The following is a 24,685-nucleotide window of genomic DNA, read 5'->3' as shown; positions in this document are numbered from 1 at the left end:
CTCGTTTGGCGCCCTGCTCTATCACCACCAACCGGCTTGCGCCAATCCGGAAACCGGGGTCATGATGAACAAAGCACGACGATTGGCGTTGGAGCGAGGCCATGGCTGACAGACTGAACGGCTACCGTATCCTGATCCTGGAAACGCGCGAGGAAGCGCAGTTTTCCCGCCTGCTCACCGAGCAAGGCGCGGACGTCTTGCAATGTCCGATGTTCACCATTCACGACGCGCCCGATCCGGCGCCGATCGAAGCCTGGATCAGGCGGTTCGTTGCCGCGCCTTGCGACGATCTGGTGCTGATGACCGGCGAAGGTCTCCGCCGCCTGATGAAGGTCGTGCGCCGCATCGGCCTCGAACCGGAATTCGTGGCCGCACTTGGCAAGACCCGCAAATTCGCGCGCGGCCCCAAACCGGGCCGTGCGCTGCGCGAAGTCGGGCTGGAGCCGCAGGTGACGACGGAAAAGCCGACCTCCGAAGGCATCGCCGAGATGCTGTCGCGCATCGACCTGCGTGGCCACCGCCTTGGGCTGCAGCTCTACCCGGACAAGGATCACAGCGTACTGGTCGACGCGATCAAGGCGCAGGGCGCCGAGGTCGATATCGTACTGCCCTATGTCTATGACGCGCAGGCCGCCGACGCCAACATCGTCACCGCCATCGACGAGATGGCACAGGGTCGCATCGATGCGATCGCGCTGACCAATCTGGGCCAGGTTCGCCGCCTCGTCGAAGTCGCGCGAGCACGAGGATGCGAGGCACGGTTGCGAGAAGGGTTGGCGCAGACGCCGATTGCTTCGGTGGGCCCCGTGGTTTCCGACGAACTGAAATCCCACGGGCTGCGCGCCGACATATCGCCGGCCGAAGACGCCTACTTCATGAGGCCACTGATATCGGCGATGGCGGCGGCGCTGGGAAAAAACCCGCCGCGTGCGAGGGCTGCGAAGGCGTCCTAAGCAACCACTCGGCAGCGATCACTCGGCCGCTTGCTTCGATTCGCTCAGATAGGCCTGATAGGCCAGCTTGAGGCCGTCCTCGAGCGTGGTGCTGGCGCGCCAGCCGAGCTTGGCGAGCCGGCTGACGTCGAGCAATTTGCGCGGCGTCCCGTCCGGCCGCGAAGTATCGTAGCTGATCTCGCCGATATAGCCGACGGTCGCGGCAACGAGCCGGGCGAATTCGGCGATGGTGATGTCGTCGCCGAGGCCGATGTTGACGAGCTCGCCGCTGGAATAGGTTTTCATCAAATGGACGCAGGCGTCGGCAAGATCATCGACATAGAGGAATTCCCGCCGCGGCGTGCCGGTGCCCCAGACCACGATGTTCCTGGCACCCGAAACCTTCGCCTCGTGGAAGCGCCGGATCAAGGCAGCGACGACGTGGCTGTATTCGGGATGATAATTGTCGCCGCGGCCGTACAAATTGGTCGGCATCACGTTGATGAAGTCGGAGCCGTACTGGCTGCGATAGGCTTCGACCATCTTGATCCCCGCGATCTTGGCAATCGCGTAGGGTTCGTTGGTCGGCTCCAGCAGTCCCGTCAGCATGGAATCTTCGTGCAACGGCTGCGGGGCCAGCTTGGGATAGATGCAGGAGGAGCCGAGGAACATCAGTTTTTCGGTGGCGTTGACATGGGCCGCGTGAATGACGTTGGTCGCGATCACCAGATTGTCGTAGAGGAATTCAGCCCGCAGCGTGTTGTTGGCGACGATGCCGCCAACCTTTGCCGCCGCCAGAAACACTGCTTGCGGGCGCTTGGCGGCGAACCATTTGTTGACCGCGGCCTGGTCGCGCAGATCGACTTCGGCGCGTGCGATCGTCAGCAGTTCGACGTCTTCCTGTGCGAGCCGGCGCACCAGCGCCGCACCGACCATTCCGCGATGCCCGGCGACGAAAACCGTCTTGCCCTTCAGCTCAAACGGAACTCTTGCCATTGGCAACCTCTCGTCTTGCGGTCGCAAGATCGCCTGCGACCATTTCCTTGACCAACTGGGCGAACGGCGTCTTCGGCTTCCAGCCGAGTTTCTCCCGCGCCTTACTGGCATCGCCGATCAGAAGATCGACTTCGGTCGGCCGGAAATACATGGGATCGATGCGCACGACGATCTTGCCGGACTTCTTGTCGATGCCTTGCTCATCGACCCCCGCGCCGCGCCATTCGATGGTGCGGCCCACTTCCGCGAACGCCAGTTCGACGAATTCGCGCACCGAGCGGGTCTCTCCGGTCGCAAGCACGAAATCGTCGGGTTCATCGATCTGCAATATCCGGTGCATGCCTTCGACGTAGTCGCGTGCATGACCCCAGTCACGCTTGGCCTCGAGATTTCCGAGATGCACCACTTCCTCGAGGCCGGCCTCGATCCGGGCCACGCTGCGCGTGATCTTGCGCGTTACGAACGTTTCGCCACGGATTGGGCTTTCATGATTGAACAGGATGCCGTTGCAAGCGAACATGCCATAGGCCTCGCGGTAGTTCACCGTGATCCAGTAGCCATAGAGCTTGGCAACGGCGTAGGGCGAGCGCGGATAGAACGGCGTAGTTTCCTTCTGCGGCACTTGCTGAACCAGGCCGTAGAGTTCCGAAGTCGACGCCTGGTAGAACCGCGTTTCCTTTTCCATGCCGAGGATCCGGATCGCCTCAAGCAGGCGCAGAACGCCAATGCCGTCGGCATTGGCGGTATATTCCGGGCTCTCGAAGCTGACGGCGACATGGCTTTGCGCGGCGAGGTTATAGATCTCCGTTGGCCTGATCTGCTGCATCAGCCGGATCAGGTTGGTGGAGTCGGTCATATCGCCGTAATGCATCAGGAACGGCACGTTGCCGGCGTGCGGATCCTGATAGAGATGGTCGACCCGCGCCGTATTGAACGAGGACGAGCGGCGCTTGATGCCGTGCACGGTGTAACCGAGACCGAGTAGATACTCGGCCAGATAGGCACCGTCCTGGCCGGTGACACCCGTAATCAGCGCGACGCGCGGCTTCGAATCTTGATCCGCCATTTTCTCTCCAACACCCCGGCGCCGCCTCAAGGCAGCGCGAACGCCAGTAAGTTCCCCGGCCGCCGGACACCCCAACCCTTCCGGGTACGTCCGCAGGCCGGCAAAGCCCCTCGCAGCCCCATTCGCCCAGCCGAACCGGACGCGCAAGGGGCTTCAACCACGCGGCGCAGGCCATAGCATCCGGCCCCGGCGGAGTCTAATCCTAAAACCGTTTGGAATCAGACCTTTAGGCGCCCAGTGCGGGCCAGCCCGCCGGTAAACCTATTCCAGTTAGAAACACGACCCGCGGTGCGCGGATTTCCGGCGTCACTCGCCATAGCGGCGTAACCGATCGAGATCGATGATGGTCACCCCACCATATTCGAGCCGGAGCAGGCCTTCCTTCTCCAGCCGCTTCAGGCACTGGTTGGCATTTTGCCGGGAGATGCCCGACAGCGCCCCGATTTCCTCCTGCGTGATCTCCAGATGCGGCGTGAGGTCGGGATACAGAATGGGATTGAACAAGGAAGCGATCGACCGCGCCAGGCGCGCGGTCGCGTCCAGCGTGCGGCCGTATTCGAGCAGCCCGATGAACTGCCCCAGACGCTCGTTGAGTTGCCGGACCAGGAAGCGATTGAATCCGACACTGTTCTCGAACAGCCAGATGAAGGTCGTGCGGTTCATCATCGCCAGACGCGTGTCGCGCAACGCCACCACGTCGTAGCGCCGGGGCTCGTTCTTGAGCACGGAGCCTTCTCCGAACCAGGCGCCCGCCGTCAGGCCGGCAAAGCTGGCGGCCTTGCCGCCGCGGGATACGATCCCCATCCGGGCCAGACCCGTGACAACGCCGGTCCAGTATTCGAAGGGGTCGCCGCGCATGAAGATGAATTCATTGGCGCGGTAGGATTTTTCGACGATGCCGGCGCGCGCGAGCTCGATCTCGCGATCGTTCAATTCGCGTGACCAGGATGCGATGCGTTTCAGGGAATCCGGAGCAATCATGATCTCATCAACTATCGCCTGCGACCTCTGCCTTCGTCATATTGCACTGCAACAGCAGCCGCGGGTACCCGTTCCGCGCGATCGGTGGAGGACCGCAAGCACGTTACGCCGTCGAAATTTGCTGGCCAATTGTCAGGCACATGACATTTCAACGTAACGCTTTCCATTATTGAGAGCCACCTCGCGCCCAGCCGGCTTACGGCCCAACCGGACAAGCTGGTGGCGCACGGGAAACGACGGAGATTGCGGGTGCGGCGTTACCGCGCATGTGATCCCGGCGAGCAGGACGACGAAGGCATCGCGCGGCGCGCGGCATCATTAGTCGGATGGCTTGGCGGTACCCGTCGATGTAGGATCGCGAGAGCGATTGACGAAGAGATAAAGAGCGCTGCCTAAGCGCCGTATCTGGAGGGAATGAGTGGCTTACACGTTGGAAGTGCGCGGGGTATCACTGCGCTTTGGTGGCGTCCGCGCGCTGACCGAAGTCAGTTTCGGCGTGAACGATGGCGAGTTGTTTTCGATCATCGGCCCGAACGGCGCCGGGAAAACCTCGATCGTCAATTGCATTTCGGGCCGCTACAAGCCGACCGAGGGTCAGTTGTTCTATCGCGGCAAGGACATCACCGGCCTCAATCCCAATGCGCGACCCTCGCTCGGCATCGGCCGCACCTTCCAGAATCTGGCGCTGTTCCACCATATGAGCGTGCTCGACAACATCATGGTCGGGCGGCACCATTTGCTGAAGAACAACTTCATCACGGGATCGCTGTACTGGCTGACCGGCGCGCGGCGCGAGGAACTCGAGCACCGCCGCAAGGTCGAAGAGATCATCGACTTCCTCGACCTTCAGTCGGTGCGCAAGGCGACCGCCGGCACCCTGCCCTACGGCTTGCGCAAGCGCGTCGAACTGGCGCGCGCCATGGCGCTGGAGCCGCAACTGATCCTGCTCGATGAACCCATGGCCGGCATGAACTTCGAGGAGAAGGAAGACATGGCGCGCTACATCGTCGATCTCAACGAAGAGTTCGGCATGACCGTGATGATGATCGAACATGACATGGGCGTAGTGATGGATATCTCCCATCGCGTCATGGTGCTGGATTTCGGCCGCAAGATCGCCGAGGGCGACCCGGCCGCGGTGCTGGCCGATCCCCACGTCAAACGCGCTTATCTCGGTGAAGAGGACGAAGCCCTGGTCGATCCGGACGACACGCCGGCGGAGAGCGCGGCATGATGGATTACGCCGGACGCGCCGCAAAGGCCGACACCTATCCGAAGCTACTCCGCCTCAACGCGAAGGAGCACGGGGGCGAGATCGCGCTACGCGAAAAAGATCACGGGCTGTGGCGCGTCTTCACCTGGAACGACTACCAGACCCGGGTGCATGATTTCGCGCTGGGCATGGTCGAACTCGGGCTCGGCCGCGGCGACGTCATCGGCATCATCGGCGACAACCGGCCGGACTGGATGGCGGCCGAGATCGCCACGCACGCCATCGGCGGCATGAGCCTTGGCCTCTATCGCGACGTGCTCGATGAGGAAGCCGCCTATTTGTTGAGCTATGGCGAAGCCAAACTGGTGTTCGCCGAGGACGAAGAACAGGTCGACAAGCTGCTGGCGCTTGCCGAGCGCGTGCCCAACCTCAAGCACATCGTTTATTCCGATCCGCGCGGCATGCGGAAATACGACGACCCGCGCCTGATGGAAGCGGACAAGTTAGTGGCGATGGGGCGCGACCGCGCCGCGCGCGAGGCCGGCCTCTATGACCGCCTGGTGGACGCCACAAAAGGCGAGGATGTCGCGATCCTCTGCACCACGTCAGGCACCACGGCCAATCCCAAGCTTGCCATGTTGGCCGCCGGGCGCGTGCTCCGCCATTGCGCGACGTATCTCAGCTTCGATCCGAAGGGGCCGGATGACGAATACGTCTCGGTGCTGCCGCTGCCCTGGATCATGGAGCAGGTCTACGCCCTCGGCAAAGGGCTGCTCTGCCGGATGAAGGTCAACTTCGTCGAAGAGCCTGAGACCATGATGCACGATTTCCGCGAGATCGCACCGACCTTCGTGCTGTTCGCGCCGCGGGTCTGGGAATCGATCGCCGCCGATGTCCGCGCCGGCGTGATGGACTCCTCGCCGCTCAAGCAAAAGCTCTATGACCTCGGCATGAAGGCGGGCCTGGCGGCGCTGGCCGAGGGCAAGCAGTCCCTGCTCGCCGACCAACTGCTGTTCCGCGCCTTGCGCGACCGCCTCGGTTTCACGCGGCTGCGCTCGGCCGCCACCGGCGGCGCGGCGCTCGGGCCAGATACGTTCAAATTCTTCCAGGCCATGGGCGTGCCGCTGCGCACGCTCTACGGCCAGACCGAATTACTCGGGGCCTACACGCTGCATCCGGCCGGCAAGGTCGATCCGGATACGACGGGCGTGCCGATGGCATCCGACATCGAAATCCGCGTCGACAACCCCGACATCAACGGCGTCGGCGAAATCGTGGTGCGTCACCCCAACATGTATCTCGGCTATTACAAGAATCCGGAAGCCTCCGCCGCCGACATGAAGGACGGCTGGATGCATTCCGGCGACGCCGGCTATTTCAACGACAACCAGCAGCTCGTGGTCATCGACCGCATCAAGGATCTCGCCGAGACTTCGCGCGGCGAACGCTTCTCGCCGCAATATCTGGAGAACAAGCTGAAGTTCTCGCCCTACATCGCCGAGACCGTCGTGCTCGGCGCCGGCCGCGACGCGCTGGCCGCGATGATCTGCATCCGCTACTCGATCATCTCGAAATGGGCGGAGAAGAACCGCATCTCGTTCACGACCTACACCGACCTCTCCTCGCGCCCCGAAGTGTATGAACTGGTGCGCAAGGAGGTCGAATCCGTCAACGCCACGCTGCCGCCGGCGCAGCGCATCTCGCGCTTCCTGCTGCTCTACAAGGAACTGGACGCCGACGACGGCGAGCTCACCCGCACCCGAAAAGTTCGCCGCAGCGTCATCAACGAGAAATATGCCGGGATCATCGACGCGATCTATGGCGGCAAACGCGACATTCCCGTCGATACCGTGATCCGCTTCCAGGACGGCACCACCCAGCGCATCCGCACCACGTTGCGGGTGGTCGATCTCGGCACCAACGCGCCACTCGCGGAGGCCGCGGAATGAACACCCAGCTCAAATACATCGCGGTGCCAGTTGGTGCGCTCTCTCCCCTTGTGGGAGAAGGCTACACCGCCGCTCAAAACCCACTCATTAGGGTGAGGGGTCTCTCTCCACACATGCGTATGCGGAGACAACCCCTCACCCGTCTTCGCTTCGCCGTAGCCGATGCAAAGCATCGGCGTCCTCTTTTAGAACGGCGGCCCGTGGCCGCCTTTGCCTCTCCCACAAGGGGAGAGGGGAAGCCCGCGCCTCTCACGAGTCAATTCGCATGAACACCCAGCTTCTGATCCAGCTCCTGGTCAACGGCCTCGTGGTCGGCACGCTCTATGGCGTGGTCGCGATGTCGTTCGTGCTGATCTACAAGGCCACTCAGGTGGTGAATTTCGCGCAAGGCGAATTGCTGCTGATCGGCGCCTGGGTGTGCTGGTGGCTGCTGACGAAATACCAGGTGCCGTTCTATCTGGGCATGCCGATCACGCTGGTGTTCATGTTCCTGTTCGGCATCGCCATCCAGGTGGTGATCCTGCGCCCGATGGTCGGTGAACCCATCATCTCGGTGATCATGGTGACAATTGCGCTGTCCACCGTGTTCTCCGCGCTGATGAAATGGATATTCGGCGTCAATCTGCAGCCGTTTCCGCGCGTCTTCACCACCCAGAACGTCAACATCCTCGGACTGCAGGTGCAGACCGTCTATTTGATGAGCCTTGCGGTTTCGCTGGCGATGATGGTGGGCATGGCATGGTTCTTCCGCCTGTCCAAATACGGCCTCGCGATGCGCGCCACCGCGTTCAACCAGCAGGTGGCGCAGTCGCTCGGCATCTCGGTCAAGAGCGTGTTCGCAATGGCCTGGGCGATCTCGGCGACGGTTTCAGCGGTGGCCGGCGTCGTGGTGGCGGTCGTCAACGGCGTCTCGGCAGGCCTTTCAGCCTATGGCGTCAAGGTGTTTCCGGCGGCAATCCTCGGTGGCCTCGACAGCGTCGGCGGCGCCGTGCTCGGCGGCATCATCATCGGCCTCTTGGAGAACTTCGCGCACTTCCTCGACAGCGAGTACCTGCACTGGGGCAATCTGTACGAAATCGCGCCGTTCTATGCGCTGATCATCATCCTGATGATCAAGCCCTATGGCCTGTTCGGCACCAAAGACATCGAGCGGGTGTAATCCATCATGGCAACCCAGACCCTGATCCCCGCCGGCGACTTCCGCACCACCTATGCGGCGGACACCACCGTGTTTCCAACCAGGACCAGCCGCAACGCGATGATCGTCGGCATCATCCTGATCTGCTTTGCGCCGCATGTTCTCAATGAATACACCCTCAGCCTGCTGATCCAGATCGGCATCTTCGGCATCGCAGCCCTCGGCCTCAACATCGTGGTCGGGTTCACCGGCCAGATCTCGATCGGCCACGCCGCCTTCTTCGGGTTCGGCGCTTTCACTTCCGCCTATCTGTCGAATCGGTTCGGCATCCCGGTGTTCTTCTGCATTCCGCTCGCAGGCGTGGTCACGGCAGCGGTCGGCCTGATCTTCGGGCTGCCCGCGGCGCGCCTGAAGGGACTCTATCTCGCGATCGCAACGCTGGCCGCACAATACATCCTGCTGGATTTCTTTGCGCGCGCCGAATGGTTCACCGGCGGCAGCGTGCCTGCGAGCGCGGAGCCGTTCTCGATCTTCGGCTACTCGCTGCGCGGCGATAAGAAATATTTCTACGTCGTGCTGGCTTACGTCATCGTCTGCTATCTACTGGTGACCAATTTGATCCGTTCGCGAGACGGCCGCGCGCTGGTTGCGGTGCGTGACCACTATCTGTCCGCCGAGATCATGGGTATCAACCTCACCAAATACCGCACGCTGTCGTTCGGCCTCGCCGCCTTCTTTGCCGGCGTCGGCGGCGCGCTCTATGCGCATTACAACCAGGTGGTCTCCAACGAAGGTTTTGGCATCGACCGCTCGATCATTTTTCTCGCGATGATCATCATCGGGGGCATCGGTTCTGTGATGGGCACGCTGATGGGCACGGCCTTCATGGTGCTGCTGCCGGAATCGATGGAATGGCTCAGCGTCGCGCTGCGCGACAGCCCGATCGACCAATTCCTGGGATTGAAAAACAACATCGCTTTCCTGCGCGAGATGGCCATCGGCATCATCATCATCATCTTTCTGGTCTTTGAACCGGACGGGCTCGCGCACCGCTGGCGGCGCATCAAGGCTTACTGGAAACTCTACCCGTTCTCGCATTGAGGAAGGAACGGGACCGACGACAAAAGACCTCAACAAAAGACCCGGAGGAAATATAATGACGATGAAGATTTTATTGAGCACCGCTTCGCTTGCGCTCCTGCTCGGCGTTACTTCAGCCAGCGCGCAAGCCCCGATCTCGCTGGGCCATCTTGCCGATTACTCGGGCGCCACGTCCGACGTCGGAACGCCGTTCGGACAGGGCGTCGCCGACACCTATGCCTGGATCAACAAGAACGGCGGCATCAACGGCACCCAGGTCAAGGTCGATACCGTCGACTACGGCTATCAGGTGCCACGCGCGATCGCGCAGTACAAGAAATGGTCGGGCGCCGACAAGGTTGCAGCCATCCTCGGATGGGGCACCGCCGACACCGAAGCGCTCACCGGCTTCCTCGCCGAGGACAAGATCCCCGACATCTCGGCATCCTACGCCGCAGCGCTTTCGGACCCGACCGGTGCCGGCGGCAAGGCCAAGCCCGCACCCTATAATTTCTTCTATGGCCCAAGCTATTCGGACGCCGTTCGCGGCATGCTGACCTGGGCTGCCGAAGACTGGAAGGCCAAGGGCAAGCCGGGCAAACCGAAATTCGTCCATATGGGCGCCAACCATCCCTATCCGAACGCGCCCAAGGCCGCGGGTGAAGCCATCGCGGCTGAACTCGGCTTCGAGCTGCTGCCGCCGATCGTGTTCGCGCTGACGCCAGGTGACTACAGCGCACAGTGCCTGACACTGAAGAGCTCCGGCGCCAACTACGCTTATCTCGGTAACACCGCAGGCTCGAACATCTCGGTCCTGAACGCCTGCAAGGCTGCCGGCGTCGACGTCCAGTTCCTCGGCAACGTCTGGGGCATGGACGAGAATGCCGCCAAGGCCGCCGGCGCCGCCGCCGACGGCGTGGTGTTTCCGCTGCGTACCGCCGTGGCATGGGGTGGCAACGCCCCCGGCATGAAGACCGTGACGGACATCTCCAAGATGTCCGACGCGGGCGGGACCGCCTACCGTCCGGTCCACTACATCGCCGGTGTCTGCACCGCGCTCTACATGAAGGAAGCCGTCGAATGGGCTGCCAAGAACGGCGGCGCCACCGGCGAGAACGTCAAGAAGGGCTTCTACCAGAAGAAGGATTGGGTGCCGGCCGGCATGGACGGCGTCTGCAATCCGTCAACCTGGACCGACAAGGACCACCGCGGCACGCTCAAGGTCGATCTCTACCGGATGAAGGTCACCGGTGCGACCGACGCGCCGCTCAACGATCTCGTCAAGAACGGCGCGATCAAGCTCGACAAGGTGAAGGTCATCGACTTGCCGCGCAAGGCCGAATGGCTGGGCTGGTAATCTAGCGGGTTGCCTCCGGGCAACCTTAACACTCCGCCGTCATCCCCGCGAAAGCGGGGATCCAGTACGCCGCAGCCCATCCGCAAGATCGCAGGCGGCTCTGGAATACTGGATCACCCGCCCCAGTGCGCAATTGCGCATAAGGCGGGTGATGACGGCAGCAGGTGATCAGACATGACAGAAGCAACTCAAATTGATCGCGCACCGGCGGCGGCGCCAACCACCGCGCCGCTGCTCGATGTGCGCAACATCGAGGTGGTGTACGACAACGTCATCCTGGTGCTGCGCGGCTTGAGCCTCGAAGTGCCGAAAGGCGCGATCGTGGCACTGCTCGGCGCCAATGGCGCCGGCAAGTCGACGACGCTGAAGGCGATCTCCGGCCTGCTCAAGACCGAGGACGGCGAGGTCACCCGCGGCGAGATCGTGTTCGACGGCGAGCGCATCAACGGCATCGATCCCGACAAGATCGTCCGCCGCGGCATCTTCCAGGTGATGGAGGGCCGCCGCATCATTTCAGACATGACGTCGGTGGAGAACCTCAAGCTCGGCGCCTTTACCCGCACCGACAACGAGGTCGGCGCCGACATCGACATGGTCTTTCGTTATTTCCCGCGCCTCAAGGAGCGCACGGGGCTCGCCGGATACCTCTCCGGCGGCGAACAGCAGATGCTGGCGATCGGCCGCGCGCTGATGGCGCGCCCGAAGATGATCCTGATGGACGAGCCGTCGATGGGGCTGTCACCGCTGCTGGTCAAGGAAGTGTTCGGGATCATCAAGGAGATCAACCGCGACCTCGGCGTCACCATCCTGCTGGTGGAGCAGAACGCGCGGGCGGCGCTCTCGGTCGCGAGCCACGGCTACATCATGGAACAGGGCAAGGTAGTGCTCGACGGCTCGGCCGACGAATTGCGCGACAATGAGGATGTGAAGGAGTTTTACCTCGGCGGCGCCGGCGACCAGCGCAAGAGCTTCAAGAACCTGAAGAGTTTCAAGAGACGGAAGCGGTGGCTGTAACAGCCGTCATTTCGGGATGCGCCTCTTGGCGCAGGCCTCAGATGCGCAATGCACATCATAGCCCGCGCTTCGCGCGCCCCGGGATGACGAAAGAAAGACTGACTCATGACCGACCATTACGACGCCCTTGAAACGCGTGAGCCGATCCAGCGCGAGGCGGAGTTGTTCTCGCGGCTGCCGGACGTGCTGCGCCGGGCGATGGCAGCGCCTGCCTATGCCGAGCGCCTGAAGGGCACCGATCCGGCTTCCGTGACCGACCGGGCCGCACTGGCGCGCCTGCCGGTGCTGCGCAAGTCCGAACTCCCTGCCCTGCACAAGGCCGCACCACCCTTTGGCGGGCTCGTGGCGGGCCTCCCGGGGTCGTTCGGACGGTTGTTCACCTCCCCGGGGCCGATCTTCGAGCCTGAGGCTGTTCATGCCGACCCCTGGCGCGGCGCGCGGGCGCTGTTTGCAGCCGGCTTCCGGCCCGGCGACGTCGTGCTCAACACCTTCAGCTACCATCTGACGCCCGGCGGCTTCATTTTTGACGCCTCGGCGCGGGCGCTGGGCTGTGCCGTCATCCCGGCAGGCCCCGGCAACACCGAAGCGCAGTTCGAGCTGATCGAGGCCTATCGGCCGGTCGGCTACAGCGGCACGCCGGACTTCCTCAAAATCCTGCTCGATGCCGCCGCAAGCGCCGGGCGCGACGTCTCTTCGATCAAGCGCGCGCTGGTGTCCGGCGCGGCCTTTCCGAAATCGCTGCAGGACGAGGTCAAGGCGCGCGGCGTCGATGCCTACCAGGCGTTCGGCACCGCCGACCTTGGCTTGATCGCCTTCGAGACCGCGGCCCATGACGGCATGGTCGTGAACGAGGACCTGATCTTCGAAATCGTGCGGCCCGGCACCGGCGATCCCGTCACCCCCGGTGACGTCGGCGAGATCGTCGTCACCTCGCTCGATCCGCACCACCCCTGGATCCGGCTCGCGCTTGGCGATCTCACAGCAGCGCTGCCGGGGACAAGCGCCTGCGGGCGCACCAACATGCGCATCAAGGGCTGGATGGGGCGGGCCGATCAGACCACCAAGGTCAAGGGCATGTTCGTGCGGCCGGAGCAGATCGCCGAGATCGGCAAGCGTCACCCCGAACTAGGACGGTTGCGCCTCGTCGTGACGCGATCGGGCGAAAGCGACCTAATGACCCTCAAGGCAGAAACAGCCAGTCCGAATGCCAGCCTCATGGAAGCGGTTGTCACAACACTCCGAAACATAACAAAACTCGGAGGTATCGTGGATTGGGTCGAGCCTAAGTCATTGCCAAATGATGGAAAGGTGATTGTCGACGAACGCAGCTAACGCGAAGTCCGTCAACCGACAAGCACAATTTCGACGAGCACTTACAAGCAAAGAGGCGGCTCTGGGAACCAGCCATGGAGCCAGTATAAAAACTTGAGAAATACCAACACGCCTATGAAATGCATCTTCCTCGTCAACTCAATTGCCGCGCGAATTATTGCGGCGTTCTTCTTGACGAAGCGGCCAGCGAGAGGAAGGCGTTCCACGCGCAACGTGACGGATGCGTCATAATTCAGCCACCGCTCCGGCGCCCTACGCCACAGCCATACCGCACATGGACCGTTTTAATCGTCCGCCGCTCTCACATTGACGTTCATTCTCATCGCTTCTGCTCATGGCTCCTGGAACGTTTGCGCCTGCTCCGGATTGGCGCTGGACGGTGCAAGCTGAATCGGAAAAATGCAAAAAGTGCTGCGCAAGAAGGCCGTGCAAAGGGCGTTTACGATCTCTCTACTGGCTGCAACAATCTTGCTGTCGGATTCGGATCGTATGCTTCAGAAAGGTCATTTCTCCATGGCCAAAGCTGTCGCTTCGGATGAAAAGCCTGGCACTGCCACCAAAAGTACCACGCCCCCTGCACGCGATCCCAAGCTGGCAGTGGAGGAGGAATATCAACTGGCGCGACGACTGAACACGGTTCAGTCACTGGAGCTCTTCATCGCAAGGCATCCGGACGATCCTCTGGCAGCGAAAGCGCGAGCCGATTTGCGACGACTATCGCGCTAGAGAGGGATGATTGGGTTGGGCCGTGACGGCGGTCATTCTGTTATCGTGCCCCGGACGCAACGCAGCACGAGAGCGGCGAGCCGGGGCCCATGCTACTTCGGGGTTGTTTTCGCGATTTTGTGTCCGGGCCTTGCGGTGCACCGCCCGTAGCGCGCCGAAGACGCGCGTGAACGCGCTGCGTCCGGGCTCGAGGTCGCGTGTGCTGGCAGCGACATGCTATGCATCCCGGCGCGGACACCATCTGCGATGATGGCATGACAAGCCCATGCATTTCGCCGATAATTTGACCTCGACCAATTGTTGGCTGGAGACTCCTTGATGCCCTCCCCGCGCGCCTCGCAGGCCCTTTCCCGTTTCACCGTCCTCGACCTGACCCGCGTCCGTTCGGGGCCGACCTGCGTGCGGCAGCTCGCCGACTGGGGCGCCAATGTCATCAAGATCGACGCGCTGCTGGAGGACTCGGCCGGCGAACAGCCGGGCGGCCCGCGCCAGGGCTCGGACTTCCAGAATTTGCACCGCAACAAGCGGGCGATGACGCTCAACCTGAAGGACCCGAAGGGCCTCGAGGTGTTCAAGCGCCTTGCCGAGAAGGCGGACGTCGTGGTCGAGAACTTCCGGCCCGACGTCAAGGCCAAGCTCGGCATCGATTACGAGAGCCTGCGCAAGATCAACCCCCGCATCGTCTATGGCAGCATTTCCGGGTTCGGGCAGGACGGCCCCTATCACAAGCGGCCGGGCTTCGATCAGATCGCCCAAGGCATGGGCGGGCTGATGTCGGTCACCGGCGCCCCCGGCGAGGGCCCGATGCGGGTCGGTATTCCCGTGGCCGACCTCACGGCCGGGCTGTTCTGCGCCCTTGGCATCCTTACGGCGCTGCTCGAACGCGACGTCTCCGGCGAAGGCCAGTGGGTGCAGACATCGCTCCTGCAGGCCCAGATCTTCATGCTGGATTTCCAGGCCGCGCGCTGGCTGATGGAAAAGGACGTGGCCAAGCAGGCCGGCAACAACCACCCGACCAGCATTCCAACCGGCGTCTTCAAGACGTCCGACGGCTATATCAATATTGCCACCACCGGCGGGCGGATCTGGGAGCGCTGCGCGCAGGCGATCGGCGCGCCTGAACTCCTCACCAATCCCGACTACGCCACCTCTCCCGCCCGCTCGAAGAACCGCGACGCGCTCAATGCTGCCATTGGGAAGCTCACCGAGAAGAAATCCACCGAGACCTGGGTCTGCGAGCTCAACGCCGCCGGCGTGCCCTGTGGCCCAATCTACTCGATCGACCAGATGTTCGACGACGACCAGGTCAAGCATCTCGGCATCGCGCAGCACGTGCCTAACGACGAAAACAGGCACATCCAACTGGTCGGCCAGCCGATAACTTTGTCGCGGACGCCAAGCAGCATGGCGGCACGTCCGCCGGAGTTCGGTGAACAGACCGAAGAAGTGCTTGCTGAATTCGGTTTCGGCAAGGAAGAGATCGCCGATCTCAGGCAACGCAAGGTGGTCTGAGCGGCATCAGCACGGCTGGAACTCACCACACGAAAAAGCCCCGGAAAACCGGGGCTTTTTTTATTCCTATCGTTCTGTCGCTCAGTACTTGGCGACGACCGGACCCGCGGTGAACTGGTAGTTGATGCCGGCGCGGGCAACATGGTCATGGAACCTGACGGTGGTCTGATTGGCCGTTCCGCCGAAGTAGGTCTTCGAGCCGAAGTCCATATAGAGATATTCGAGCTTCGCCGACCAGTTCCTGGCGAATTTCTTCTCAAGGCCGGCTCCAACTGTCCAACCCACACGCGTCTCACTTCCGGACACCGTGGTCCCAATGACCGTGAACGGTGCGCCGATGGTCACGTTGCTGTTGCCGTCGAACAGCTGGAAGATCCCGGTCGGCGTCGTCGCCACCTTGACCTCACCAACCGCCAGACCGCCTGTCGCGTACAGCAACAAACTCGGGTCAACGAGGACGCCGCCACGGGCCCTGAAGGTTGCAAACCAGGGCAAGCTCGTGGTGGTGTCGGCGAACAAGGTTGCACCTATGTTGCCGACTCTGATCGCTCCGAGTTGATCACGCGATCCTCCGCGTTCCCCCGTACCCTGGATGTCAGCTTCAAGTCCGACCACCCAGGTGCGATCCAGCTGCCAATTATAACCGATCTGCGCGCCGCCGAGACCGCCATCGACATTCTGCCCAAACGTGGTGATCCCAAGCGGTGCACCCGGTTCGAACGTGTTACGCGCCCTGCCCCAGCTATAGCCGCCGTTGAGACCGACATAGAACCCGGTCCAGTTGTAGCCGGGATCGACGATCACGGGAGCCTTGGTATACGGCCGCGGGGCCAGGTCGGCAGCGAAAGCGCTTGTCGTGAGCAGCGAAACAATCGCGGCGCCTGCAATCAGAATGCGATTCATGGGGGGTTCCCTAAAACGTGAAATTGAACTGGAACCAGTATACAGAAACGGATGCCGTATCCTGTTACCCGGGAGCAACAAGTGGACACAATTGAGTTCCATCGGCGGATTAGCCGGCGTCAGGGTGAAAAAACACCAAATCCGCCCTAAATATCTGGCTAGGCGTTACTTTTTGACGTCCGCATCAGCCGGGCGAAACTGCCAAATAGCTTGTCGATCACGGGCCAGAACAGGAGAACGATCGCCAGTGTTGTAATCGAGCCAACAAGGCCGTTGGACCAGAACACCTTCATGTCTCCGCCGGATCCGATCATCGACAGGCGGAACGCATCCTCGGCCCGGTTGCCGAGTACCAGCGCCAACGTGAACGGCGCGAGCGGTATTCCGATCTTCTTGAAGACGTAGCCGACGACGCCGAAGCCAAGCATCAGCCAGATGTCGAACATCGCATTCTGGATGGCATAGGCACCGATCGCGCAGGACACCACGATCATCGGCGCGACCGCTGCGAACGGCACCCGCAGGATCGAGGCAAAGATCGGCACCGTCGTCAGCACCAGCACAAGACCGACCACGTTGCCGAGATACATCGAGGCAATCAGGCCCCAGACGAAGTCCTTGTGTTCGACGAACAACAATGGCCCGGGGTTGAGGCCCCACACCATCAAGCCGCCGAGCAGGATTGCCGCAGTGCCGGAGCCCGGAATACCGAGCGCCAGCATCGGCAGCAGTGCTGCCGTACCCGAGGCATGCGCCGCCGTTTCCGGCGCAAACACACCTTCGATGCGGCCCTTGCCGAAACCGTCCGGGTCCTTGGAAAAACGCTTGGCGAGATTGTAGCCCATGAACGAGGCCGCAATCGCGCCACCCGGCGTAATGCCGAGCCAGCAGCCGATGAACGACGAACGAAGCAGCGTCACCCAATATTTCGGCAGGTCTCTCCAGACCGACAACACGACGCGCAGACTGATCCCGGCGGCGTGTCCGCGCAACGCGAGGCGCTCTTCCATCGTCAGCAGTATCTCGCTGATGCCGAACAGGCCGATGACCGCGACCAGAAAATTAATGCCGCGCAAGAGGTCAGTCGAACCAAAGGTCATGCGCAACTGGCCGGACACCGTGTCCATTCCAACGCCGGCGAGCAGCAGACCGAGCGACATCGAAATGACAGTCTTGTGCTTGGCCTCGCGGCCAAGCCCCACAAAGGAGCAGAAGGTGAGCAGATAGACCGCAAAGAATTCAGGCGGGCCGAACTTCAGCGCAAAGGACGAGATCATCGGCGCCAGAAACGTGATCAACAGCACCGCCACCAGCGAACCGATGAACGAGGAAGTAAACGCCGCAGTCAGCGCTTCCGCAGCCCTGCCCTGCTGCGCCATCGGATAACCATCGAAGGTGGTCGCGACCGACCAGGCCTCGCCGGGAATGTTGAACAGGATGGACGTGATGGCGCCGCCGAACAGCGCGCCCCAATAAATGCAGGACAGCATCACGATGGCCGAGGTCGGATCCATCGTGAAGGTCAACGGCAGCAGGATCGCCACACCGTTCGGCCCGCCAAGTCCCGGCAGCACGCCGACGAAAATGCCGAGCACCAGCCCGACCATCATCAGGACGAGCGTCTTCCATGTCAGCAGGACGGCAAAGCCGTGCATGAGTAGACCGAAGGCTTCCATCAGACTACCTGCGATCTACTAACGGCCGAGGGCCGCTTCGAGCGGGCCCTTCGGCATGATGACGTCAAACGCGATGTCGAAAGTCACGAACATCACAGCGGTGAACACAAAGGCCGTCAGCAGCGACTTCCACAACGCGATCTTGCCCACCACGCGCATGAAGGTCGAAACCAGGAGGAAGCTCGCGACATAGAGTCCGAGAAATTGCATGGCCAGACAGAACAGCAGCGTCGGCACGAACACGGCCATGACGCGGCGAAGCTGGGCCTGCGTGACGAAAGTCTCGGCGGCTTCCTTGCGCGACAGGAAAGCGGTGACGAGACCATAGAGGCTGGCACCACCGAGGATGACCGACAGATAGAACGGAAAATAACCGGCCTGCGGGCCGGTGGAGTCCCAGGCGGCGCCGGTGCGCCAATTGTCCCATCCGAGCGTCAGCGCGAGCGCCAGAAGGAGCAATGACACCACGACGTCGACGATGCGGACGCTCGTCACGACAGGTGAATTGACCTCAGGCGCGGTTGGATCGTCGACGACGATTTCGATGTCGGTATTGGACATTGGGTGAGATCTATCCCGGCTGACTGACGTGGCATACGGGATACAGTGCTGGTGTTGGCCGCGTCAATGTAACTTCAGCGAATGCTTTGGTTTGACGCGTGTTCTCAACGCGAACCGGCTTCCACCCTCGGATCAAGTCCGAGGGCATGCTTCGCGCGAAAACGCTACCGGACCCGATCGGGAAACGTGCTCGCAAGTGCAGCACGTTCAGGCCTCAGCACACCACGCTCGGTGATCAATCCGGTTACCAGCCGCGCCGGCGTGACATCGAACGCATAATTGGCGACCGGCGATCCCGCAGGCACCACCCGCACCGTTTCGATACGCCCATCGGTGGTGCGGCCGGTCATGGTCGCGACTTCATCGGAAGCGCGCTGTTCGATCGGAATCTGCTTTATTCCGTCGTCGATACTAAAGTCGATGGTCGGCGACGGCAGCGCAACATAGAACGGCACGCCGTTGTCGTGCGCGGCGAGCGCCTTCAAGTAGGTTCCGATCTTGTTGCAGACGTCGCCATTGGCAGCCACCCGGTCGGTTCCGACGATGGCCAGATCGACCATCCGGTGCTGCATCAGGTGGCCACCGGTGTTGTCGGCGATCACCGTATGCGGGACACCATGGTGGCCAAGTTCCCACGCCGTGAGGGAGGCGCCTTGATTGCGGGGCCGGGTTTCGTCGACCCAAACATGGAGCTTCAGGCCACGATCATGCGCGAGGTAGACCGGAGCCGTCGCGGTACCGAAATCGACCGTCGCCAGCCATCCAGCGTTGCAGTGCGTCAGGATGTTGACCGTCTCTCCCGGCTTGGTCGCGGCAATCGCTTCGATCAGCGCCAAACCGTGCTGTCCTATGGCCTGATTGATCGCGACGTCCTCCTCCGCGATTTCAGTGGCGCGCTTGTAGGCCGCCGCGACACGTCCTGACGGCGGCAAGGGCCGCAGCATCCCGTGCATTTCATCGAGCGCCCATTTCAGGTTGATGGCCGTCGGCCGGGTCGCAATCAGCATCTTGTAGGCAAGGTCAAGCGCGGCATCGGAGGCATCGGCGCGCATAGCCAGCGCCATGCCATAAGCGGCGGTTGCGCCGATCAGCGGCGCGCCGCGCACCAGCATGGAACGGATGGCTTCGCCGGCGTCCGCCGCACTCGTCATCCGCGCGATGACGAAATCATGCGGCAGCCGTCGCTGGTCGATCGCCCCGACCGACCATCCATCGGGCTCGAGCCAGATGCTGCGAAAATGCCTGCCATCGACCTTCATGAACGCAACACCCTGCCGGCCACCGCGTCGAGCTTGCTGAGCAATGCGGGATCTCGCGCCTCCGGCGCCGTGATCAGCGCGGTATCAAGGGCCCGATCCGAGCCGATCGGACACGGTTCGTGCTCGCGCGGGAAATCCCTGGCAAGGCGCGCAACCAGGCCCTTGGCCTTTTCGGCATTCGAGTTCAGCACGCGAATGATGTCCTGAACCGTCACGGCGTCGTGCTGGGGATGCCAGCAATCGAAATCGGTAACCATCGCCACGCTGGCGTAACAGATCTCGGCCTCACGGGCGAGCTTGGCTTCCGGCATGTTGGTCATCCCGATCACCGAATAGCCCTGCGTCTTGTAGGTCAGGCTCTCGGCAAGGCTGGAGAACTGAGGACCCTCCATACAGACATAGGTGCCGCCTTGCACAGCTGCGATGTCCTCGGCCTTGGCGGCCTCCGCCAAATGCACCAATAGGCGCGGTGACACCGGATGAGCCATCGAGACATGGGCAACGCAGCCTTTGCCGAAGAATGAACTTTCGCGCTTGTGGGTGCGGTCCACGAACTGATCGACGAGCACGAATGTGCCGGGTGGCAGATCCTCCCGAAACGAACCGCAGGCCGAGAGCGAAATCAGGTCGGTAACCCCTGCCCGTTTCAGGACGTCGATATTGGCGCGGTAGTTGATGTCCGAAGGCGACAGAACGTGCCCTTTGCCATGCCGGGGCAGAAATACGATCGGCAGCCCGGCGATGACACCATGCCTGACGGGCGCAGAAGCCTCGCCCCAGGGGCTTTCGATTGCCTCGTCGCGGACATTTTCCAACCCCGGCAGATCGTAAATGCCGGATCCGCCGATAATGCCAAGCACGGCATTCGTCATGATTGCTCCCAGAATGTTTCCCGGAGCGACCGCTCCGGCTTGTTCCCAGCACACTTGGATGTTCGACTATACTGCGACGCAATAATCAACCATTGTTCGCCTACTGCAAAGGCCCTCTGGCAGGGCTGGTGATTTGACGCTGCAGCTATCAGGAGAAAGTGGATGTCGGCCACCAGCGAGCGGAAAAAGCGCCAGTCCATCATCGACGCCTGCCGCAGCATGAATGCGCTTGGCATTAATCAAGGCACGTCCGGGAATATCAGCCTGCGGCATGACACCGGCCTGCTGATCACGCCGACCAGCGTGCCCTATGAAACGATGCAGCCGGAGCAGATCGTGTTCATGGGTCTGGACGGTTCGTTCGACGCGGCGCAGCGACCGTCGAGCGAGTGGCGGTTTCACCTCGACATTCTGAAGGCACGGCCCGAGGTCAACGCGGTGGTGCACGCGCATCCACCCTATTCGACGATCCTCGCGATCATGGGTCTGGAAATCCCGCCGATCCATTACATGATCGCGGTCGCCGGCGGCGACACCATCCGCTGCGCGCCCTATGCGACGTTCGGCACGCAGGAACTGTCGGAACACGCCGTTCGGGCGCTCGAGGACCGCCTGGCCTGCCTGCTGGAGCATCACGGCATGATCGCCGTCGGACCTTCGCTGTCGAAGGCAATGTGGCTTGCGGTGGAGGTCGAAGCGCTGGCGCGGCAATACCACGGCTGCCTTCAGATCGGCACGCCGCGCTTGCTGCCGAAAGCAGAGATCAAGAACGTTCTCGGCAGGATCGCTGGATACGGTCCTGCCGGGAAATAACGCGCTACGGCGGGCTTACTTCGCCACGAAACCGGCTTCGTTCATCAGCGAGGTGTTGAGCTTGTCATCCTCCTCGAGGAACTTCACCATGTCCTTGCCGGTTAGGAAGATCGGCTTCAGCGCCTGCTTTTCCATGTATTCCTTGTACTCTGCGGTCTGCGTCACCTTCTGGAACAGATCGACATAGAACGCCTGTTGGTCCGGCGTGACCTTGCCCGGCAGGAACATCGCGCGCAGCATCAGATACTGCACGTCGAGCCCTTCTTCCTTGCAGGTCGGGATATCGTTCCAGGATTGCGTCTCGGTGACCTTGGTCTTGTAGGCGATACGCTCCTTGTCGAACACGCACAGCGCGCGGACCTGGCCGGCGCGCCAGACCTCGAGATTTTCGGACGGATTGTTGACGTTGGATTCGGTGTGGTTGCCAACCAGTTGCGTCGCGGCTTCGCCGCCGGATTTGTACGGCAGATAGGAGAACTTCGCGCCTGTCCTCTGCTCCATGAACACGGTGAGCACGTGATCCTCGCGCTTGGAGCCGGTGCCGCCCATCTTGAACGGCGAACTCGCAGCCTTGGCGGCCGCAACGAATTCCTTGACGGTTTTCGGTCCGGCGGCATTGTCCCACAGCACGAACTGATCGAGCGCAACCACCGACACCGGCGTGAGATCGCGCCAATTGAAGGGAATCTTCGCCGACAACGGCAGCATGTAGATCAGCGAATAGGCGATCAGCACCTTGTTGGGGTCGCCGTCGCTGGATTTCATATACATCAACGCCTCGGCGCCGGAGGCTCCGCCCTTGAGCGAGACCACGATCGGCTGCTTCATCAAATTATTCTTCTGGATTGCCGCCTGCATCATCCGAGCCATCTGGTCGGAGGCGCCGCCGGCACCTGCTGCGACCACGATTTCAACCGGTTTGGTCGGCTCCCAGGCAGCGAACGCCGGTACGCTGACGATCATGGCCGCCAAGGCGGCCGTGGCTTTCAGAATCTGTCCCACGTGTTTCTTCCCTATGTCTTTGTTTTAATTATAGAAACGCAAACACACACGGTACCATTGTGCGGATTTAACAACGCCAGTTCAAGTCGAACCGGCCCACGCTGCCTATGACTTTCGCATGAGCCGAGCAAACCAGGTTCGCGACGATACGGAAACCCAATCGTGATTGAAGCTAGGCCCGAACCCTATTTGCCCTTCCAGTTCGGCGTACGCTTGTTGAGGAAGGCATCCATTCCCTCGCGAAAATCCTCGCTCATGTAGGCGCGCAGGATCAGATCTCGGCCTTCCTCGCGCGACAAAGTGCGGCGGATACGAAGCACCGCTTCCTTGGCGGTTTCCATCGTGATCGGCGCATGACCAGCAACGAGCTTGGCGGTTTCATCGGCGCGGCGCTGCAGCGTCGGAACGTCAGGCACCACCTCGTTGAGCAGGCCGAGCGACAGCGCCTCCGGGGCCTCGATCAGCCGCGCCGTAAAAATCAGGTCCTTGGTCCGCGCCGGCCCGACCAACGCAACAACCCGGCTGATGTTGGACATCGACAGGCAGTTGCCCAGCGTGCGCGCGATGGGAAAGCCGATGCGCGTCGTTGCGGTGCCGATCCGGATATCGCAGCAGGCGGCAATCCCGGCGCCGCCACCAGTGCAGGCACCAGCAATGGCCGCAATCGTCGGCACCCGGACCTTCTCCAATGTGCCCAGCACGCGATCGATCCGCTCCTCATATTCGAGTGCGTCCTCCGCGGTCTTGAAGGCACGGAACTGCGAAATGTCGGTACCCGATGCGAACGCCTTGTCCCCCGTGCCGGTCAGGATCATCGCCTTGATCGAGCGGTCCTGGTTGACGCTCTCGCAGATCGCCGCCATCTGCTCATACATCGCAAAGGTCAGCGCGTTGCGCGCCTGCGGCCGGTTGAACGTCAGCCGGGCGATACCGTCCTCGACGGAATAGAGCAGGTCTTCAGTTGCAGCTACCGGTGCGTTCATCGCAGTTCTTTCCGTTCTTTTCGTTGTTGGGACCGGTTCAGGCGACGGCGACCTTTGGAATGGAAACCACATCGCGTCCCTTGAGCACTTCCATCGCCGCCAGCACTCCCCCGCCTCGATGCGGCACCTTCGCGAGATCGAGACCCATTTCGACGCCCGACAGCGTGCCCATCAGCATCAGATCGTTGAAATGGCCGATATGGCCGATCCGGAACACCTTGCCCTTGATCTTGTTGAGGCCGGTGCCGAGCGACATGTCGAAGTTTTCCAGCACCACTTTGCGGAAATTGTCGGCGTCATGGCCATCCGGCATCACCACGCCAGTCAGCGCCGGCGAATGTGCGCCCTGTTCCTGGCACTGCGTTTCCAGGCCCCACGCCTTGATGGCCGCACGCGTCGCAGCGCTGTGGCGCTTGTGGCGCGCGAAGACGTTTTCCAGTCCCTCTTCTTCGAGCATCTTGACCGCTTCGCGAAGCCCGAACAGCAGATTGGTTGCCGGCGTATAGGGCCAGGTGCCCGCCTTGTTGATCGCGATGACTTCCTGCCAGTCCCAATAGGAACGCATCGCCGGATTGGCCTTTGCGGCCGCGAGCGCCTTTTCCGATATGGCGTTGAAGCCGAGACCCGGCGGCAGCATCAGTCCCTTCTGTGACCCCGCGACCGACACGTCGATGCCCCAGGCGTCGTGCTCATATTCCAGTGAGCCGAGACCGGAAATGGTGTCGACCATCAGCAGCGCTGGATGCTTGACGCGGTCGAGAACCTTGCGGACTTCGAGTGGATAGGTGACGCAGGCCGTCGAGGTCTCGTTGTGCACGACCATGACCGCCTTGATCTTGTGCTGGCGGTCGGCCGTCAGCCGGGCCTCGATCTGCTCCAGATCAGCGCCGTGGCGCCAGTCGCCGGGCAGAAAATCAACATCGAGCTTGAATTTGTCGGCGATGCCGCGCCACAGCACGGCGAACTGGCCGGTCTCGGCCATCAGGACCTTGTCGCCGGGTTGAAGCGTGTTGACGATCGCCGCTTCCCAGGCGCCGGTGCCCGACGACGGGTAGATGATCACCGGCTGCTTGGTGCGGAACACCCGCTGCATGGCCGCCAGCACCGCGTGGCCGATCTCGGCGAATTCGGGACCCCGATGATCCATGGTTGGCATGTCCATGGCGCGCAGCACCCGGTCCGGCACGTTGGTCGGTCCCGGAATCTGCAGAAAATGCCGTCCAGAGTGCACAGTCATGGGGCGTCCTTCCCGGTCTTGTCTTTGGCTTCACAAGTCTTGGCTTCACGAGCCGCTCGAATATCACTATTCGGCGAGCTTGT

The 24,685-nt window shown here is 62.0% G+C and carries 22 protein-coding genes; 11 read left to right on the top strand and 11 right to left on the bottom strand.

Annotated elements, in window-relative coordinates; genetic code table 11:
- The first annotated feature begins 101 nt into the window (after positions 1-101).
- Complete coding sequence (locus JQ597_RS09780) at positions 102-953, top strand: uroporphyrinogen-III synthase (RefSeq protein WP_212263973.1); 852 nt, start codon at positions 102-104, stop codon at positions 951-953.
- 18 nt (positions 954-971) lie between these two features.
- Here JQ597_RS09780 and fcl read toward each other — a convergent pair whose 3' ends face one another.
- From fcl to JQ597_RS09765, 3 genes are all read right to left on the bottom strand, one after another.
- Positions 972-1,928: a GDP-L-fucose synthase gene (gene fcl, locus JQ597_RS09775; protein WP_283813407.1), complete on the bottom strand. Its 957-nt coding sequence runs from the start codon at positions 1,926-1,928 to the stop codon at positions 972-974.
- On the bottom strand, positions 1,909-2,994 hold the full coding sequence (gene gmd, locus JQ597_RS09770) for a GDP-mannose 4,6-dehydratase (RefSeq protein ID WP_212263972.1): 1,086 nt from the start codon (positions 2,992-2,994) through the stop codon (positions 1,909-1,911). The genes fcl and gmd overlap by 20 nt, the downstream gene beginning before the upstream one ends.
- A gap of 306 nt (positions 2,995-3,300) precedes the next feature.
- On the bottom strand, positions 3,301-3,975 hold the full coding sequence (locus tag JQ597_RS09765; RefSeq protein ID WP_212263971.1) for a Crp/Fnr family transcriptional regulator: 675 nt from the start codon (positions 3,973-3,975) through the stop codon (positions 3,301-3,303).
- A gap of 418 nt (positions 3,976-4,393) precedes the next feature.
- On the opposite strand from JQ597_RS09765, the gene JQ597_RS09760 reads away from it, so the two are divergent.
- The 9 genes from JQ597_RS09760 to JQ597_RS09720 all read left to right on the top strand — a co-directional run bounded on the left by JQ597_RS09760 (position 4,394) and on the right by JQ597_RS09720 (position 15,296).
- On the top strand, positions 4,394-5,209 hold the full coding sequence (locus JQ597_RS09760; protein WP_212263970.1) for an ABC transporter ATP-binding protein: 816 nt from the start codon (positions 4,394-4,396) through the stop codon (positions 5,207-5,209).
- Complete coding sequence (locus tag JQ597_RS09755) at positions 5,206-7,137, top strand: long-chain fatty acid--CoA ligase (protein WP_212263969.1); 1,932 nt, start codon at positions 5,206-5,208, stop codon at positions 7,135-7,137. The genes JQ597_RS09760 and JQ597_RS09755 overlap by 4 nt, the downstream gene beginning before the upstream one ends.
- A gap of 265 nt (positions 7,138-7,402) precedes the next feature.
- Positions 7,403-8,296: a branched-chain amino acid ABC transporter permease gene (locus tag JQ597_RS09750; RefSeq protein ID WP_212263968.1), complete on the top strand. Its 894-nt coding sequence runs from the start codon at positions 7,403-7,405 to the stop codon at positions 8,294-8,296.
- Between the two features lie 6 nt (positions 8,297-8,302).
- Positions 8,303-9,376, top strand: coding sequence for a branched-chain amino acid ABC transporter permease (locus JQ597_RS09745; protein WP_212210107.1), 1,074 nt, complete (start codon positions 8,303-8,305; stop codon positions 9,374-9,376).
- A 55-nt stretch (positions 9,377-9,431) separates the two neighbouring features.
- Entirely contained in the window at positions 9,432-10,712 is a 1,281-nt protein-coding gene (locus JQ597_RS09740; protein WP_212263967.1) for an ABC transporter substrate-binding protein, read from the top strand.
- A gap of 174 nt (positions 10,713-10,886) precedes the next feature.
- On the top strand, positions 10,887-11,726 hold the full coding sequence (locus JQ597_RS09735; protein ID WP_212263966.1) for an ABC transporter ATP-binding protein: 840 nt from the start codon (positions 10,887-10,889) through the stop codon (positions 11,724-11,726).
- 105 nt (positions 11,727-11,831) lie between these two features.
- Positions 11,832-13,058, top strand: a complete 1,227-nt coding sequence (locus JQ597_RS09730; RefSeq protein ID WP_212263965.1) for a phenylacetate--CoA ligase family protein — start codon at positions 11,832-11,834, stop codon at positions 13,056-13,058.
- A gap of 399 nt (positions 13,059-13,457) precedes the next feature.
- Complete coding sequence (locus JQ597_RS09725; RefSeq protein WP_212263964.1) at positions 13,458-13,784, top strand: hypothetical protein; 327 nt, start codon at positions 13,458-13,460, stop codon at positions 13,782-13,784.
- Positions 13,785-14,102: 318 nt separating this feature from the next.
- Complete coding sequence (locus tag JQ597_RS09720; protein WP_212263963.1) at positions 14,103-15,296, top strand: CaiB/BaiF CoA transferase family protein; 1,194 nt, start codon at positions 14,103-14,105, stop codon at positions 15,294-15,296.
- 81 nt (positions 15,297-15,377) lie between these two features.
- Here JQ597_RS09720 and JQ597_RS09715 read toward each other — a convergent pair whose 3' ends face one another.
- The 5 genes from JQ597_RS09715 to JQ597_RS09695 form a co-directional block, all read right to left on the bottom strand.
- Positions 15,378-16,199 (bottom strand): outer membrane protein, encoded by an 822-nt coding sequence (locus JQ597_RS09715; protein ID WP_211997455.1) that lies wholly within the window; start codon positions 16,197-16,199, stop codon positions 15,378-15,380.
- 158 nt (positions 16,200-16,357) lie between these two features.
- Positions 16,358-17,875, bottom strand: coding sequence for a tripartite tricarboxylate transporter permease (locus JQ597_RS09710; RefSeq protein ID WP_212263962.1), 1,518 nt, complete (start codon positions 17,873-17,875; stop codon positions 16,358-16,360).
- 18 nt (positions 17,876-17,893) lie between these two features.
- Positions 17,894-18,436: a tripartite tricarboxylate transporter TctB family protein gene (locus JQ597_RS09705; RefSeq protein WP_212263961.1), complete on the bottom strand. Its 543-nt coding sequence runs from the start codon at positions 18,434-18,436 to the stop codon at positions 17,894-17,896.
- 164 nt (positions 18,437-18,600) lie between these two features.
- Positions 18,601-19,695 carry an S-methyl-5-thioribose-1-phosphate isomerase gene (gene mtnA, locus JQ597_RS09700; RefSeq protein ID WP_212263960.1) on the bottom strand — a complete coding sequence of 365 codons (1,095 nt, stop codon included), beginning with the start codon at positions 19,693-19,695 and terminating at the stop codon, positions 18,601-18,603.
- The gene (locus JQ597_RS09695) at positions 19,692-20,567 is read right to left on the bottom strand and encodes an S-methyl-5'-thioadenosine phosphorylase (protein ID WP_212263959.1); all 876 of its coding nucleotides are present in this window, start codon (positions 20,565-20,567) and stop codon (positions 19,692-19,694) included. The genes mtnA and JQ597_RS09695 overlap by 4 nt, the downstream gene beginning before the upstream one ends.
- Positions 20,568-20,729: 162 nt before the next feature.
- On the opposite strand from JQ597_RS09695, the gene JQ597_RS09690 reads away from it, so the two are divergent.
- On the top strand, positions 20,730-21,380 hold the full coding sequence (locus JQ597_RS09690) for a class II aldolase/adducin family protein (RefSeq protein WP_212263958.1): 651 nt from the start codon (positions 20,730-20,732) through the stop codon (positions 21,378-21,380).
- 15 nt (positions 21,381-21,395) lie between these two features.
- On the opposite strand, the gene JQ597_RS09685 is transcribed toward JQ597_RS09690, so the two are convergent.
- The 3 genes from JQ597_RS09685 to JQ597_RS09675 all read right to left on the bottom strand — a co-directional run bounded on the left by JQ597_RS09685 (position 21,396) and on the right by JQ597_RS09675 (position 24,602).
- Complete coding sequence (locus JQ597_RS09685; RefSeq protein WP_212264009.1) at positions 21,396-22,343, bottom strand: Bug family tripartite tricarboxylate transporter substrate binding protein; 948 nt, start codon at positions 22,341-22,343, stop codon at positions 21,396-21,398.
- Between the two features lie 224 nt (positions 22,344-22,567).
- Entirely contained in the window at positions 22,568-23,365 is a 798-nt protein-coding gene (locus JQ597_RS09680) for an enoyl-CoA hydratase/isomerase family protein (RefSeq protein WP_212263957.1), read from the bottom strand.
- A gap of 37 nt (positions 23,366-23,402) precedes the next feature.
- Complete coding sequence (locus JQ597_RS09675; protein ID WP_212263956.1) at positions 23,403-24,602, bottom strand: pyridoxal-phosphate-dependent aminotransferase family protein; 1,200 nt, start codon at positions 24,600-24,602, stop codon at positions 23,403-23,405.
- Positions 24,603-24,685: the final 83 nt, after the last annotated feature.

Source organism: Bradyrhizobium sp. AUGA SZCCT0177 (assembly GCF_018130125.1).
Lineage (GTDB): Bacteria > Pseudomonadota > Alphaproteobacteria > Rhizobiales > Xanthobacteraceae > Bradyrhizobium.
This window is presented reverse-complemented; position numbering and strand designations above follow the sequence as displayed.